Source organism: Telluria mixta (genome assembly GCF_029223865.1).
Taxonomy (GTDB): domain Bacteria; phylum Pseudomonadota; class Gammaproteobacteria; order Burkholderiales; family Burkholderiaceae_D; genus Telluria; species Telluria mixta.
Map to the genome: position 1 here is coordinate 4,661,063 of NZ_CP119520.1, position 13,179 is coordinate 4,674,241.

Here is a 13,179-nt window from a genome sequence, read left to right on the forward strand (position 1 = left end):
GTATGAGCAACGATTGCGAGCACTTTCATCACATCGTGACCCGCGAGGGCAATACGGGCGGTTGCGAGGAATGTCTCAAAATGGGCGACACGTGGGTACACCTGCGCGTGTGCCTGACGTGCGGCCACGTCGGCTGCTGCGACCAGTCGAAGAACAAGCACGCCACGAAGCACTTCCATGCGACGGGCCATCCCGTGATCCGCTCGAAGGAGCACGGGGAGACGTGGGGCTGGTGCTACGTCGACCGGGTCGTCAAGGATCCGGTGTAGCGGCATGTTTGCGGACGAGCCGGACGACCGTGTTCCACACGCGGGTCGTCGCCGGCACGTCCAGCGTGCGTTCGACGAACGCGTTCGGACTGCCCGCACTGGTGCCGAGCTTGTAGGTGAGCGACAGCAGGATCCCGTCGTGCCAGCTCACCACGCGCACATCGCCTACGCGCATGTCGCCCCTCGCGTTGGTCGACGGCAGCGACACGCCATCCGCCGGCGTCCCGATCAGGAATGTGGCGCACGGCGCGTAGACCTCGTCCATCTCCACGCCGGCCAGCGGATCGCTGGCGACCAGCGCAGCCAGCCCGGCCACGTCGCGCAGCGCGGCCGGTTCGTCGAAGCCGTCGCGGCGCAGCGTGGCCTGGGCCGCTTTCAGGATGCGGGCGGCCTTGGCCGGCGACCCCGCTTCGAATACCACCGTGCCGTTCGTCAGGAACGAGCAGGGGTCGACGGCTCCCGCCTCCGTGAAGGCCGCCTCGAGCACGGTACGGGTCGGCGCGGGCGGACGGCCCAGGTTCAGATTGCGGAAGAACGCCGCGAATTTCACAGGTCCAGCTCCCACGTCTCGTTGACCATGTCCTGGCCGAACGCATGCACGGGGTCCTCTGCGACCAGCCGGTAACCCTTGCGCTGGTAGATGCCGCGCGCTTCCTTCTGCTGGTCCGTGGTCCAAAGGCGCATCTTGCGGTAGCCGGCGGCGCGGGCGAACTGGTGGCACAGGTCGACCAGGTGCGAGCCGAGTCCAAACCCGCGGGCCTGTTCCTCGACGAGGAGGAGACGCAGTTTCGCCACGCCTTCCTCGTCGCCGCGTGCCAGCGCGATCGAGCCGATGCGCTCTCCCGCCCGTTCCGCGATCCAGCAGTGTTCCAGTGCCGGGTCGAAGTGGCGTTCGAAGTCCTCGCAGATCTGGCCGACCAGGGTTTCGAAACTGCCGTCCCAACCCTGCTGTCTTGCATACAGCTCACCGTGGCGGCATGTGATCCATGCCATGTCCCCGGGCCGGTGGGGGCGCACGACGAACGGTTGCGCGAATTTCATGCCGCCCTGGCTGTCGAGCAGACTCCGGATGGTCTGCATGGCATCCAGCAGGCGCGCCTGGTCCGTGTCGTCGAAGCGCGCCAGCATGTCGCCTACCTCTTCGCGCGAGCGCCGGTCCAGGGGTTCGTAGACGGTGCGTCCATGCGCCGTCAGGCGGAGCAGCTTGGCCCGGCCGTCCGTCGCGGAATCGACTTTGCTGATCAGGCCCGCCGCCTCGAATTTGCTCACGATGCGGCTCAGGTAGCCCCGGTCCAGGCCGAGTTCCCGGCACAGCGCGGCCGGCTGCTGGTCGCCGTGGTGCGCCAGTTCATACAGGATCCGCAGTTCCGTCAGCGTGAATTCGCTTTGCAGCAGGCCTTCACGCAGCACGCCGATGTGGCGGGTGAAGAATCGGTTGAAGCCGCGGACCGCCGCGATCCGTTCGTCGTACAGGGAAGTCATATGGACACTCCAGCAATTTCCTTAAGGCCATTGTGTGGGAGATTGCTGACTGAGTCAACATTATCGACCGTCAAGCACGAACCTTTGCTTTCCTGATGGCAACAATGTTAAAGTTGTGGTCTGGAAATAGTTATCGGAGCAGTATCATGTTGATTGTTGTGGGTTTCGTGATCGTGCTGCTGGCGGTGTTCGGCGGGTTCGTGCTGCAGGACGGGCACCTGGCCGCGCTGTTCCAGCCCTACGAGCTCCTGATGATCTTCGGCGGCGCGCTGGGCGCGTTCGTCATCGCCAACGACCGCAAGGCGATCGGCCTCACGTGGCACAGCGTGCCCATGCTGTTCCACGGCTCGCGCTACACCCGCGAACTGTACATGGCGCTGATGGCGCTGATGTTCGACCTGCTGACGAAGGTGCGCAGGGAAGGGCTGATGGCGCTGGAGAACGAGATCGACGCGCCCTACGAAAGCGCGATCTTCACGAAGTACCGGATCATCCTGCTCGACGATCACCTGATGGATTTCATCACGGACTACCTGCGCCTGATGGTGTCCGGCACGATGAACAGCTACCAGCTGGAAAACCTGATGGACAACGAGATCGCCACGTACCAGGAAGACGCCGACATCCCCGTGCAGGCGATCCACAAACTGGCCGACGGCATGCCCGCGTTCGGCATCGTCGCGGCCGTGATGGGTGTCGTGCACACGATGGGCTCGATCGGCCGGCCACCGGCGGAGCTGGGCGGCCTGATCGCGGCCGCGCTCGTGGGGACGTTCCTCGGCATCCTGCTGTCGTACGGCCTCGTCGCGCCGCTCGGGAGCCTGCTGCACCGGCGCCACCAGGAAGTCGTCAAGGCCCTGCAATGCGTGAAGGTGACGCTGCTGGCGTCCATGAACGGCTACGCGCCGACGATCGCCGTGGAATTCGGCCGCAAGGTCATCTCGGCCACGGAGCGCCCGACCTTCGCCGAACTGGAAGGCCACGTGCGCCAGCTGAAGTCGCGCTGAATCTTGTCGCGCTGACTATCTCAGTCGCGCGGCAGTTCGATACCCGCCAGCTTCCAGCTCCACAGGCCGTCGCGCCGGAACACGAAGCTGCCGCCGTTCTCCGCCGTGACGGCGAACCGGCTCCAGCCGCGGTAGTGCAGCGCATAGTGCGGCTTGTCCCGTGGCGGCTCCGCAGCGGGCGTCCCGGCGTCCTGGGTGGGCTTGCCGATCGATACCCTGCCGTGTTCGACCATCGCCGCGACGCCGGCCGGCGACACGATCGCGTCCACGAGCGGATCCGCGACGACGCGCGCGAACGCCTTGCCGATCGCGGCGAACGGATTGCCGCCCTCGTTGCCCGTATCCCGGGCGATCGACCCGAGCAACTGGCTCTTCACGCTGTCGCGCAGGGCAGGGAAGTCGACCAGGGCGGAGACGCCTTCGGCATCGTGGCGGTCCGCTGCCGAACGCAGGCTGTGCAGCGTCCACCACGGACTGGCGAAGCTCGTGGCGGCAACGACGAGGAGGGCGCCGACGGCGCCGGCGGTGAGTATGCGGGTACGGTTCATGGGCATGGCAAACGACAAGGCCGGAACAGTCGCCCGTCCCGGCCTTTGGGATTCATATGAATCGCCAGCTCAGCGATGGCGGCGGTGACGCGTGACGGTCACGTGCTTGTGGCTGCGGCGCGTGGTGCTGCCGGCGGTTGCACGGATGCGCGGGCCGCCCGCGGTGGCGCGGATGCGCGGGCCACGTGCGGAAGCGCGCACGCGCGGGGACGCCGCGGTCGTCGCCACGGCGCGCGTGGCCACGGGGCCGGCGTCGCCCAGCACGTGGCGGCGGATGTTCAGGGCGTCCAGGACGCGAACGGACGAGGCGCCGGCGTTCAGCAGCACCATCGTCGCGTTCTTGCCGGCGGCCTTCACGCGCATGATCAGGCAGCGGCCCGCTTCCTGCGTGTAGCCCGTCTTCGACAGGCCGATGTCCCAGCCCTTGGCGCCGACGAGGCGGTTCGTGTTGTGGTATTCGACTTCGCGGCCCTTGATGTTGATCAGGTCCTTCGACGACGTCGTGATGCGGGTGATCTCCGCGTAGTTCGATGCCGCGGTCGCCATCTTGACGAGGTCGGCGGCCGTCGAGCGGTTGTTCGGGGAGAGGCCCGTCGGTTCCTCGATGACGGTTTGCGTCATGCCCAGCGCGGCGATCTTGCGCTTGACGGCGGCGCGGAAGCCGTCGATGCCGCCCGGATAGGTGCGCGCCAGCGCGGCGGCGGCACGGTTGTCCGAGGACATCAGCGCGAGCTGCAGCACGTCACGACGCGGAATGGTGGCGCCGACGGGGACGCGCGACGTGCTGTGCTTGAGCATGTCGACGTCCTGCTTCTCGATCTCGATCGGCTCGTTCATGTCCTGGTGGGCATCGAGCACGACCATGGCGGTCATGAGCTTGGTCAACGAAGCGATTGGCGCGACAGTGCTGGCGTTCTTTTCGAACAGCACCTTGCCGGTGTCGTCTTCGACCACCAGCACCGATTGCGATCCGAACGGCACGGCGAGGGCCGCTGCGCTGGAGATCGTCATCACTACGGCAGCGAGGAATTTTTTGATCATGGATGGTTGTCTGGGTACGGTTAATGGTCGGGCGCCGGACGGCGGCGGAACATCAAAACGTCGGGGTTGGCAGATAGCGGCATGCTATACGGCAACACTAAAGTTGGAAGATAGCACCAAAGATTGACATATGTAAATGTCTGTCTGTGAAATATCGAGTCCAACGGCAAGATTCTACAAGAAAAAAAAGCCCCGCGTTGCCGCAGGGCCTTCTTTTTGAACGGACTATCCGATCTGTCTCATTTAGAGGTATAAATTTTGTCGAATTCTCCACCGTCATCGAAATGGCGTTTCTGCGCGGCCCGCCATCCGCCGAACACATCATCCACCGTGAACAACTGGATCGGCTTGTAGTTGGCGGCGAACTGCTTCATGACTTTTTCGTTGCGCACGCGCATATAGTGCTTGGCGCCGATCGTCTGGCCCGTTTCCGTGTACAGGAAGTTGAGGTAGGCCGTCGCCTGTTTGCGGACGCCCTTGCGGTCGACGACCTTGTCCACGACGGCCACCGGCGATTCGGCCAGCACGGAGATGGACGGGTACACGACTTCGAAGTCGTTGCCGAACTCGGCACGCACGAGGTTCACCTCGTTCTCGAAGGTGACGAGCGCGTCGCCGATCTGGCGCTGGGTGAACGTGGTGGTGGCGGCGCGGCCGCCGGCGTCCAGCACGGGCACGTTCTTGAAGATCTTGCCGACGAGGTCGCGCGCCTGCGCTTCGTTGCCGCCTTTCTTGACGACCGAGCCCCAGGCCGCCAGGTACGTGTAGCGGCCGTTGCCGGCGGTCTTCGGATTCGGAATGACGACTTTCACGTCGGGCTTGGCCAGGTCGGCCCAGTCCTTGATGCCCTTGGGGTTGCCCTTGCGGACCAGGAACACCATGGTCGAGTAGTAGGGCGCCGCATTGGCCGGGAATTTCTTGGCCCAGTCCTTCGCGACGAGGCCGCGGTCGGCCAGCATGTCGATGTCGTTGGCCTGGTTCATCGTCACGACGGACGCTTCGAGGCCGTCGGCGACGGCGCGCGCCTGCTTGCTGGAGCCGCCGTGCGATTGCTTGATCGTGACGGTTTCGCCCGTCGACTTTTTCCATTCGGCGACGAAGGCCGGATTGATGTCCTTGTACAGCTCGCGTGCCACGTCGTACGACACGTTCAACAGTTCCACGTCGGCGGCCTGTGCGGCAAACGGGACCACGGCACTGCCGAGCGCCAGCGCCAGCAGCGCACGACGCAGCGAGGAAACGGATGGGATCGCCATATTGTTTTTCCTTGTAATGACTCTCTAGGGATGGTGGATGATCCGTTAAAAAATAGCAAAACAAAAGTACATTTTTATCATATGCTTAGACGCCCTATGAGGCATGCATACGCTCCGGGCCGCCACAAAGCAGGCAATTTCTGTTTGGGGTATAGTCCGGCCTTCGCTGAAACATCGTTTCTTCCAGGTTGATGCTGAAAACAATGGGTATCGAAATTCGCCAGGCAACACCGAATGACGCGCCGGCCGCATGCCGGCTGCTGCGCCATTCGATCGAAGAGGGCTGCGTGCCCGACCACGGCGGCCGTCCCGACATCCTGCAGGCCTGGCTCGGCAACAAGACGACCCAGAACGTGCTGGGTTGGCTGTCGTCGCCCAGCAACTATGCCGTCGTGGCGGAGCAGGACGGGGAAGTGGTCGGCTTCGCGCTGGTGAACCAGGCGGGCAAGGTACCGTTATGCTATGTCCGGCCGGACCTGGTGCGCCAGGGCGTCGGACGCGCGCTGCTGCGCTCACTCGAAACCCAGGCGCGCGCCTGGAACATCAGCAAGCTGCACATGCAGAGCCCCGGATCCGCCAGCGGCTTTTTCGAGCGCCAGGGCTATGTCAACGCGGGCAAGGACAAGGCGTGTTTCGGTCTCGAATGCGACTTCCTGTGGAAGCAGCTCGACGCCGAAACGGTGCCGGCACGCAAAAAATTTTGCAATTGCAGCCAGTGAGCGAAGGCCTGCTTTGAACGTTGTGTAACATTACGCAACGTGAACTCATCTTTTTTCCTGTCGGCGCTTGCGCTATAGTAGTCGGGTTTCAATGATGAGTTCGTTATGGCTTCCCGTAGAGATTTTCTTCACCACGGCTTGCGCCTGACCGCGCTGGGACTCGTCGCCGTCCCGCTGGTCGATGCACAGGCAGCCCGTTCCCAGGCCGACGCCCCCGGCACGGACCTGGAACCGCCTCCCGATCTGTTCGATGCCCAGGTCGTCGACATCGACTTCTGGGTCAAGCCGCGCACGTTGTCCGTAGTCCGTCCGCAAAGCGGCGAACGCGCCAATGTCATGTACTGGAAGGACGGCGAGGTGATCGACTCGGCCTACCAGGAACTGTGCCATCTGCTGCGCGACGTGAACGGCAAGGCTGCCATCGCCATCGACCCGAAGCTGATCGAAACGCTGTGGGCGTCGCAGGCGTTCGTCGCGCGCTACGGCCTCGACCGGCCGCTGGAAATCCTGTCCGGCTACCGCACCCCCGCGTCCAACAACCGCCTGATCGAGCAGGGCGTGCCCGCCGCGCGCCAGTCGCTGCACATGTCGGGCAAGGCGGCGGACGTGCGCATCGCCGGCCTCACCGAGGAAGTGCTGGGCGGGCTCGTGAAGAGCTTCCGCAAGGGCGGCGTCGGTTTCTACTACCGCTCCGGCCCGAAAGGCGGCTGGATCCATACGGACACAGGCCTCAACCGTACCTGGAAGGGCTGAGCGGGCCGGATTCCCGAGCGGATAGGCGGCGCACGCGTTCCCCCGTTTTTGCTATCGTGGTCGTACCAACCTTTCCCCAAGGAGGACATGATGGCAACCATGAACGCACCCACGATGGAACGCCGGCACCTGCCCGAACGGCGCGCTTCCGTGCGCGAAGGCACGACTGCGATGTCCGGTATCGACTACGCCGCCATGGCGCTCCTGATCATCGGCGGCCTGAACTGGGCGATGGTGGGCCTGTTCGACGTCGACGTCGTTGCCACGCTGTTCGGTCCGGGCAGCCCGGCCAGCCGCGTCGTGTATGTCGTCGTCGGCCTCGCGGCCCTGTACTCGATCTATACGGCGACCAAGCTGAGCCGTCACCATCCCCACTGAACCGATGCGGGTCGGTCTGATTTCCGACACGCACGGCCTGCTGCGGCCCGAGGCGCTCGCGTTTCTCGCCGGGTCCGATCACATCGTCCACGGCGGTGACATCGGCGGCCCGGAGATCCTCGAGCGCCTGGCGGCCATCGCCCCGCTGACGGTCGTCCGCGGCAACAACGACACGGCGCCGTGGGCGCGCACGATACCCGCGACGGCCCGCGTCGAGTTCGGGAACGTGGCGCTGTATGCGATCCACGACCTGAAGGAACTCGACATCGACCCGCGCGCGGCCGGTGTGCGGGTCGTCGTGTCCGGCCACTCGCACAAGCCCGCATGCAGCGAGCGCAACGGCGTGCTGTACGTGAATCCGGGCAGCGCCGGGCGGCGGCGGTTCAGCCTGCCGATTGCTGCAGCCGAACTCGTCATCGATGGCGATGCCGTCGCAGTAAAGCTGGTGACGCTCCGGGAAATGCCGTAGCATACGCGCCGTCTTCCAGCCTGATCGATTACCAACATGACGCCTGACGCCAACCAGAACAACGACAACAAAGACAGCGAACGTCCCCGTTTCCGCCCCGTCCCCTGGACGTCGCTGGAAACCCCGCAGGACGTCGAACTGTGGATCGAGGAGCACAACCGCACGATGCAGGAGCTCGTCAAGCCGCAGGAGACGGGCGTCGGCGTGCGCTTCCGTCTCGCGCCCGGCGGCGACGTCTACATGCAGACGGCGGCGGATGCCGTCATTCTCGACGTCGAGCCGGACGCCAGCTGGATCGCGCCGCTCATCATGGCCGCGACGGGTGCCGAGCAGCCGGCCGGGTCGACCTGGGTACTGCCGGACGACAAACTCGTCCAGTTGCTGCTGGGTCTGTCGACCCTTGTGGAGAGCTCGCTGATCGTCACCGGCCACAACTTCGGCAAGCACGGCCGGCGACAGTTTTAGCATATATTTACGACAATATTTCCTTTGCGCATAGTCAGGATTCGGTGTTAAATCAGCTCTGTCTCGTACGATGAGCTGAGCCGATGCCTACACGATTCCCGACCGCCACACGGCGCGCGCTGCTGTTGACCCCGCTGTTGACCCTGGTCTTCTCGGCCGTGACGCTGCCGGCCCGCGCGGCCGACCTGCTCGACACCGTCAGGACGCGTGGAACCTTGCGCATCGCGCTGGAAGGCACGTATCCACCGTTCAATTTCAAGGACGCGAAGACGGGGCAACTGGCCGGCTACGACGTCGACGTCGCGAAACTCGTCTGCGCCAGGCTCGGCGTGAAACCGGAGTTCGTGACGACGGAGTGGGCCGCGATCCTCGCCGGCCTGGGTGCGGGCAAGTACGACGTCATCGTCAGCCAGGTGGGCATCACGCCGCGGCGCCAGCAGGCATTCGATTTCTCCCGGCCTTACACCTATTCGGCGCCGCAACTGATCGTGCGCCGCAACGAGAACACGACGTACCGGAGTCTCGCCGACCTGAAGGGCCGCAAGGTCGGCGTGGGGCAGGGCAGCGTGTTCGAGCAACAGGTGCGTGCCGTGCCCGGCATCGAGGTCAAGAGCTATCCGGCCGCGCCGGAAAACCTGCAGGATCTGGCGTTCGGCCGCATCGACGCCGCCCTCAACGACAGCCTGATGGTCGCGTACCTGCTGAAGAATTCGCAATTGCCGATCCGCGCCGGCGCGCGCGTGGGCGACGTCGAGCGCATGGGCATCGCGTTCCGCAAGGGTAATCCGACATTCCATGCGGCCGTCGACAAGGCCCTCGACGAGGTGCGTGTGGACGGCAGCCTGAAGCAGGTGTCGCTCAAATGGTTCGGCGTCGACGCGACGCGCGCGCCGTGACAGCACTGACGGAACTGTTCGACCTGCTGCGCGAGGCCGCGCCCGTCATGGCGACAGGGGCCGGCTACACGCTCGCGTTCGCGGTGGCGGCCATGGTCGGCGGACTCGTGCTCGGCTTTCCCACCGCGATTCTCCGCCTCGCGCCGTGGGCAGCGCTGCGCTGGCCGGCCGCGCTGTACGTGAGCGTGTTTCGCGGCACGCCCCTGCTCGTGCAGTTGTTCGTGATCTATTACGGGCTGCCGGGCATCGGCATCGAATTCACGCCGGTCACGGCGGGCATCCTCGCGCTGTCGCTGAACGCGGGCGCCTATCTCTCCGAGAGCCTGCGCGGGGCCATCCTCGGCATCGGCAAGGGGCAGTGGAACGCGGGTTTCAGCCTCGGCCTCACGTATCCGCAGACGCTGGGCCTCGTGATCCTGCCGCAGGCGTTGCGCACGGCCGTGCCCGCGATGAGCAATACGTTGATCATTATACCGGATTAAAGTGTTCACAAAATCGAAGCTCGCTCTGCTTCGAAATTTTGATACTTGTCGAGTGGAGCCCCTGCACGTCTCAGTTTGCGTCGCTCCGATCCTCATCATACTTTTCTTTTATCTTCCGGGCGCAAAAAGTGTTTACAGAAGACAGAAACATTAGTAGTATCAATGTCTTGTAGGAATCATATGATGTCATGGTTTTTGAGCCGGAGTCGAAGTTGAACATCACAATTTACAAAGCCGAAAGCTTGCCTGGGGAGTTCTCGGACTGCCCCGAGTACCCCTATCAACTACCACCAGGCTTCATGTTTCTTGTAGATGACGACAACCTCGAAGTGATCGAACCAGCTTTGCTATACCTCGTTGATAGGTTTATCAAGAGCGGAGAAGGAGGGGGGTATCACACTCACAGAGCGGTGGCATATGATCTTTGCGACTGGTGGAATTTCCTTTCTCAAATTCAATGTCCTTGGAATGCGGTCGATAGCGATGTGGTAGTGGAATATCGTGATATTCGCTTAAAAACTATAAGCCCACAAACCCACGAAATGTTGCTGTCTAGTACTGTCAAACGTAGGATGATTTATATATCTGACTTTTATGATTGGGCGCACCGCATAGGCTTAGTTAGCCGGGTTGATTTCGAGCGCGAGGAAAAGCGAATTTCGATACCTATCGACAGCGATGAGTTTGCGCATACACGATCAGGGACCATCAAGAAGGCAGTATCACGATTGATGCCTTCCAAAGGGAAAAAACGTCGAAGAGCAGCGAGCTTTTTGTCTGTTGATGAGTGGCGTACTTTATCTCGTGAACTCGGGCCGCTTCCAACTGAGTCTAAACAAATGGATGACCCAAGACCTTCGCGAGATCGCCTTGCTTGTGAACTTTCCATAAATTCTGGACTTCGAGTTGACGAGATAGCAAAGTTAACTAAATATCAGATCCTTGACTTGGTTGCTAAAATTCCTTTTGATGCTGAGCCCGATCAGTTCATCTCTTTGCATGTGACGGAAACGAAACGTCTTGTTCCACGGGATGTGGACATTCCCGTATATTTAATCTATGAGCTTATTCACTATATTGATAACGAGCGCTCGGCGGCATTGGAAATTGCACGAAAAACTTGGTTGAAAAAACGAGTAAATGAGCCGGTAACTTTGTTTTTGAATGGGGTAGATGCCCGACATCATGCTGGAAAACCCATTAATTCAGACACATTGGATGCCGCCTTTCGATCTGCTCAGTTTGCTGCTGGTCTAGTAAAGACCATTGAGAAAAAAGATCCGGACACACGCGAAGTCTATTTCACAAAAGACGCTCTACACGTGTTCCATACTTTGCGTCACACGTTTGCAATGTGGCTTTATGATGCTGAAATCCATGCAGGCAATACTGCTCCTTGGAAGGTGGTTCAGTCAAAACTTGGACATGCCAAGCTGTCTACCACAATGAATACTTATTTGTCGCATTTTGATGGAAGACGCCGCTCGGTAAATCGCGCGACATTTGATGGAATTCGGAATAAATATAATGGGAATTAAAAAAAACCGTAAATCCGCGCGTTTTGAAAAGGAGGCAAACGCCTATGATGATTTGTTTTCCGCTAACGATGAATCAAAATTGTCTGTAACTGGAGGTGTCGAAAAAAACTCAGTAAGTCCGCTATCAATCGAGCCATATTTGTTGAGGGATTGTAATGAGAATGGCTCTGATACTCTTACTGCAATATTTCCCGGCGCGTCTGTCAAGGGTAGACCGTTACGGATTAATTTATCATTTTTGCTAGACCTCGATTTTTTGTCTGAGGCGCTATCCGAATCCTATTTGAAGAGTCAGGGAAATGCTCCAAGGCGAAGTACGGCAACATCGGAGGCTACACGTCTCAGGACAGGTTTTGTAGCATTTCTGATTGAAACGGGTCGCACGAAAATTACCTTGTCTCATATCGACGTTCCAATGATGAATGCCTACCTCGTATGGTTGGATCGCGTCAATAATGATGGAAACGCTACGCTGGCAGTTGAAACCAAAAGTAAAAGCTATTATATTTTAAAAGATCTAATAAGAGTTTTGCGACAGAGTAAAAAATGGCGCGCCGATATTTCTTCCGACTTGGATTTGCCGTCACCGCCCTGGGCCGGTAAAACTCGCCGCAGAAATCCTACGGAAATCATAAATTCCGAAGACATGACTATTATCCGGTTAAAGTGTATGGAATTAGTCAAGCATACTGTCAATCGGTTTTATGAAACCAAGAAAATTGTTGAGAATTTTGGCCCACTTCCGCAAGTAATAAAACGAGGCAATGAATGGACGCTAGATCGCTTTTTAACTGAAGTAGATAAACACTGTGAAGGCGGACCAATCTTAGCGACTCCGCAACTTCCCGGGTATCTTGCAAATGCAGCAAAAAATAATGGCTGGGGAAATGTTCGTAACGACATTGGTCCGCGGTTCCATGCGGTAACATCACAACTGGTACCCTTTATTATTTTGATGACGATTGCAACTGCGTATAATCCAGATACTATCCGTGGGGCGCTTCTCAACGATTTTAGGTTTGATAACACATTCGGCGAGTGGTTTGTAATAGAGGCATTTAAAGACAGAGCTGGAGCCGAGCAGCCAATTTACGTCCCTGTCGATGATGAGCCCGATAATCCCGCATTTCTTTATAAATTTTTGGTTGAGTACACTGCTCGCATCAGAAGTTTTGTTCGTCCTGATGTTCGGAATAAGATCTTTATTGGTTCGAGTCGTATGAATATGTCTGAAGTCATCGACATTGATACTGGTCTTTGGAACGCTTTGCTAAACCAGTTCATTAAAGAGCATAAGCTTCCGAAGTTTACTTTGCAGTCTATTCGTCCGACCGTACTGGATGTGACTGGAGAGGTCTTCAGCGACGATTTGAAAGCGATGCAACTTCAGGCGAATCACAAAAATGCGCAAACTACATACACACATTATACGAGCGATGCGAAGCGACAGAGAGACTATGAACGTCTGGGCGCAATTCAACAAATGAAGCAGCGTTGGCGTGAATCAAAGGGGAAAATTGAGAACCGTGATCGGAGTGCAGAAGAAGATTTGAGTTGCGCGACCCCGGGTTGGACATGTGCGGATCCATTCGATAGTCCTTTTTCGCCAAAGGGGAAGATGTGCGGATCCTATGGACACTGCCCTAGATGCCCGTTAGGAAGCATCGATCTAAATTCACCGCTGGCTTTTGCGTTAGCCATTGCGTTACGTGACGCAATAAACCGTGCACAACATGCCATGGCTGCAGAGACTTGGCTAATGAAGATGGGCGCAGTCAAATTGGCTCTTGAGCGGAAGTGGCTGCCCTCCTTTACTTCCGATGCTGTAAGGGCAGCAAAAACCCTATATGTTCCGCAATTGCCGATTCCGGAGTGA

At 59.6% G+C, this 13,179-nt stretch carries 15 protein-coding genes and 1 pseudogene; 11 read left to right on the plus strand and 5 right to left on the minus strand.

Annotated features, from left to right (window positions below):
* The first annotated feature begins 2 nt into the window (after positions 1-2).
* Positions 3-269, plus strand: a complete 267-nt coding sequence (locus P0M04_RS20795; protein WP_259447216.1) for a UBP-type zinc finger domain-containing protein — start codon at positions 3-5, stop codon at positions 267-269.
* On the opposite strand, the gene P0M04_RS20800 is transcribed toward P0M04_RS20795, so the two are convergent.
* Positions 253-819: a DUF1697 domain-containing protein gene (locus P0M04_RS20800; RefSeq protein WP_259447215.1), complete on the minus strand. Its 567-nt coding sequence runs from the start codon at positions 817-819 to the stop codon at positions 253-255. The two genes, P0M04_RS20795 and P0M04_RS20800, sit on opposite strands and share 17 nt — an antisense overlap.
* Entirely contained in the window at positions 816-1,751 is a 936-nt protein-coding gene (locus tag P0M04_RS20805) for a bifunctional helix-turn-helix transcriptional regulator/GNAT family N-acetyltransferase (RefSeq protein WP_259447214.1), read from the minus strand. The genes P0M04_RS20800 and P0M04_RS20805 overlap by 4 nt, the downstream gene beginning before the upstream one ends.
* A gap of 146 nt (positions 1,752-1,897) precedes the next feature.
* Here P0M04_RS20805 and motA point away from each other — a divergent pair, with 146 nt between their 5' ends.
* Positions 1,898-2,758, plus strand: coding sequence for a flagellar motor stator protein MotA (gene motA / locus P0M04_RS20810; RefSeq protein ID WP_259447213.1), 861 nt, complete (start codon positions 1,898-1,900; stop codon positions 2,756-2,758).
* 20 nt (positions 2,759-2,778) lie between these two features.
* Here motA and P0M04_RS20815 read toward each other — a convergent pair whose 3' ends face one another.
* From P0M04_RS20815 to P0M04_RS20825, 3 genes are all read right to left on the minus strand, one after another.
* On the minus strand, positions 2,779-3,306 hold the full coding sequence (locus P0M04_RS20815) for a DUF2939 domain-containing protein (RefSeq protein ID WP_259447212.1): 528 nt from the start codon (positions 3,304-3,306) through the stop codon (positions 2,779-2,781).
* Positions 3,307-3,375: 69 nt separating this feature from the next.
* A complete protein-coding gene (locus P0M04_RS20820) occupies positions 3,376-4,347 on the minus strand; it encodes a serine hydrolase (RefSeq protein WP_259447211.1) in 972 nt (323 codons plus the stop codon).
* Between the two features lie 239 nt (positions 4,348-4,586).
* Positions 4,587-5,603 (minus strand): sulfate ABC transporter substrate-binding protein, encoded by a 1,017-nt coding sequence (locus P0M04_RS20825; protein WP_259447210.1) that lies wholly within the window; start codon positions 5,601-5,603, stop codon positions 4,587-4,589.
* Positions 5,604-5,806: 203 nt separating this feature from the next.
* Here P0M04_RS20825 and P0M04_RS20830 point away from each other — a divergent pair, with 203 nt between their 5' ends.
* The 9 genes and pseudogenes from P0M04_RS20830 (at position 5,807) to P0M04_RS20870 (ending at position 13,179) form a co-directional block, all read left to right on the plus strand.
* Complete coding sequence (locus P0M04_RS20830; RefSeq protein WP_259447209.1) at positions 5,807-6,322, plus strand: GNAT family N-acetyltransferase; 516 nt, start codon at positions 5,807-5,809, stop codon at positions 6,320-6,322.
* Between the two features lie 105 nt (positions 6,323-6,427).
* Positions 6,428-7,075 carry a YcbK family protein gene (locus P0M04_RS20835; protein WP_259447208.1) on the plus strand — a complete coding sequence of 216 codons (648 nt, stop codon included), beginning with the start codon at positions 6,428-6,430 and terminating at the stop codon, positions 7,073-7,075.
* A gap of 90 nt (positions 7,076-7,165) precedes the next feature.
* Entirely contained in the window at positions 7,166-7,453 is a 288-nt protein-coding gene (locus tag P0M04_RS20840; RefSeq protein ID WP_259447207.1) for a DUF378 domain-containing protein, read from the plus strand.
* A 4-nt stretch (positions 7,454-7,457) separates the two neighbouring features.
* Complete coding sequence (locus P0M04_RS20845; protein ID WP_259447206.1) at positions 7,458-7,922, plus strand: metallophosphoesterase family protein; 465 nt, start codon at positions 7,458-7,460, stop codon at positions 7,920-7,922.
* A 36-nt stretch (positions 7,923-7,958) separates the two neighbouring features.
* The gene (locus tag P0M04_RS20850; protein ID WP_259447205.1) at positions 7,959-8,387 is read left to right on the plus strand and encodes a hypothetical protein; all 429 of its coding nucleotides are present in this window, start codon (positions 7,959-7,961) and stop codon (positions 8,385-8,387) included.
* An 83-nt stretch (positions 8,388-8,470) separates the two neighbouring features.
* Complete coding sequence (locus P0M04_RS20855) at positions 8,471-9,283, plus strand: cystine ABC transporter substrate-binding protein (RefSeq protein WP_259447204.1); 813 nt, start codon at positions 8,471-8,473, stop codon at positions 9,281-9,283.
* A pseudogene (locus P0M04_RS20860) lies at positions 9,250-9,750 on the plus strand (amino acid ABC transporter permease); the annotation flags it as partial. The gene P0M04_RS20855 and the pseudogene P0M04_RS20860, both read left to right, overlap by 34 nt.
* 227 nt (positions 9,751-9,977) lie before the next feature.
* The gene (locus P0M04_RS20865) at positions 9,978-11,303 is read left to right on the plus strand and encodes a tyrosine-type recombinase/integrase (protein WP_259447203.1); all 1,326 of its coding nucleotides are present in this window, start codon (positions 9,978-9,980) and stop codon (positions 11,301-11,303) included.
* A complete protein-coding gene (locus tag P0M04_RS20870; RefSeq protein WP_259447202.1) occupies positions 11,272-13,179 on the plus strand; it encodes a hypothetical protein in 1,908 nt (635 codons plus the stop codon). Before P0M04_RS20865 ends, P0M04_RS20870 begins: the two co-directional genes overlap by 32 nt.

Coding starts and splice junctions, on each gene's coding strand:
- P0M04_RS20795 (WP_259447216.1), top strand. CDS start 3: ATGAGCAACGATTGCGAGCACTTTCATCACATCGTGACCCGCGAGGGC.
- P0M04_RS20805 (WP_259447214.1), bottom strand. CDS start 1,751: ATGACTTCCCTGTACGACGAACGGATCGCGGCGGTCCGCGGCTTCAAC.
- motA (WP_259447213.1), top strand. CDS start 1,898: ATGTTGATTGTTGTGGGTTTCGTGATCGTGCTGCTGGCGGTGTTCGGC.
- P0M04_RS20815 (WP_259447212.1), bottom strand. CDS start 3,306: ATGAACCGTACCCGCATACTCACCGCCGGCGCCGTCGGCGCCCTCCTC.
- P0M04_RS20820 (WP_259447211.1), bottom strand. CDS start 4,347: ATGATCAAAAAATTCCTCGCTGCCGTAGTGATGACGATCTCCAGCGCA.
- P0M04_RS20825 (WP_259447210.1), bottom strand. CDS start 5,603: ATGGCGATCCCATCCGTTTCCTCGCTGCGTCGTGCGCTGCTGGCGCTG.
- P0M04_RS20830 (WP_259447209.1), top strand. CDS start 5,807: ATGGGTATCGAAATTCGCCAGGCAACACCGAATGACGCGCCGGCCGCA.
- P0M04_RS20835 (WP_259447208.1), top strand. CDS start 6,428: ATGGCTTCCCGTAGAGATTTTCTTCACCACGGCTTGCGCCTGACCGCG.
- P0M04_RS20840 (WP_259447207.1), top strand. CDS start 7,166: ATGGCAACCATGAACGCACCCACGATGGAACGCCGGCACCTGCCCGAA.
- P0M04_RS20845 (WP_259447206.1), top strand. CDS start 7,458: ATGCGGGTCGGTCTGATTTCCGACACGCACGGCCTGCTGCGGCCCGAG.
- P0M04_RS20850 (WP_259447205.1), top strand. CDS start 7,959: ATGACGCCTGACGCCAACCAGAACAACGACAACAAAGACAGCGAACGT.
- P0M04_RS20855 (WP_259447204.1), top strand. CDS start 8,471: ATGCCTACACGATTCCCGACCGCCACACGGCGCGCGCTGCTGTTGACC.
- P0M04_RS20870 (WP_259447202.1), top strand. CDS start 11,272: ATGGAATTCGGAATAAATATAATGGGAATTAAAAAAAACCGTAAATCC.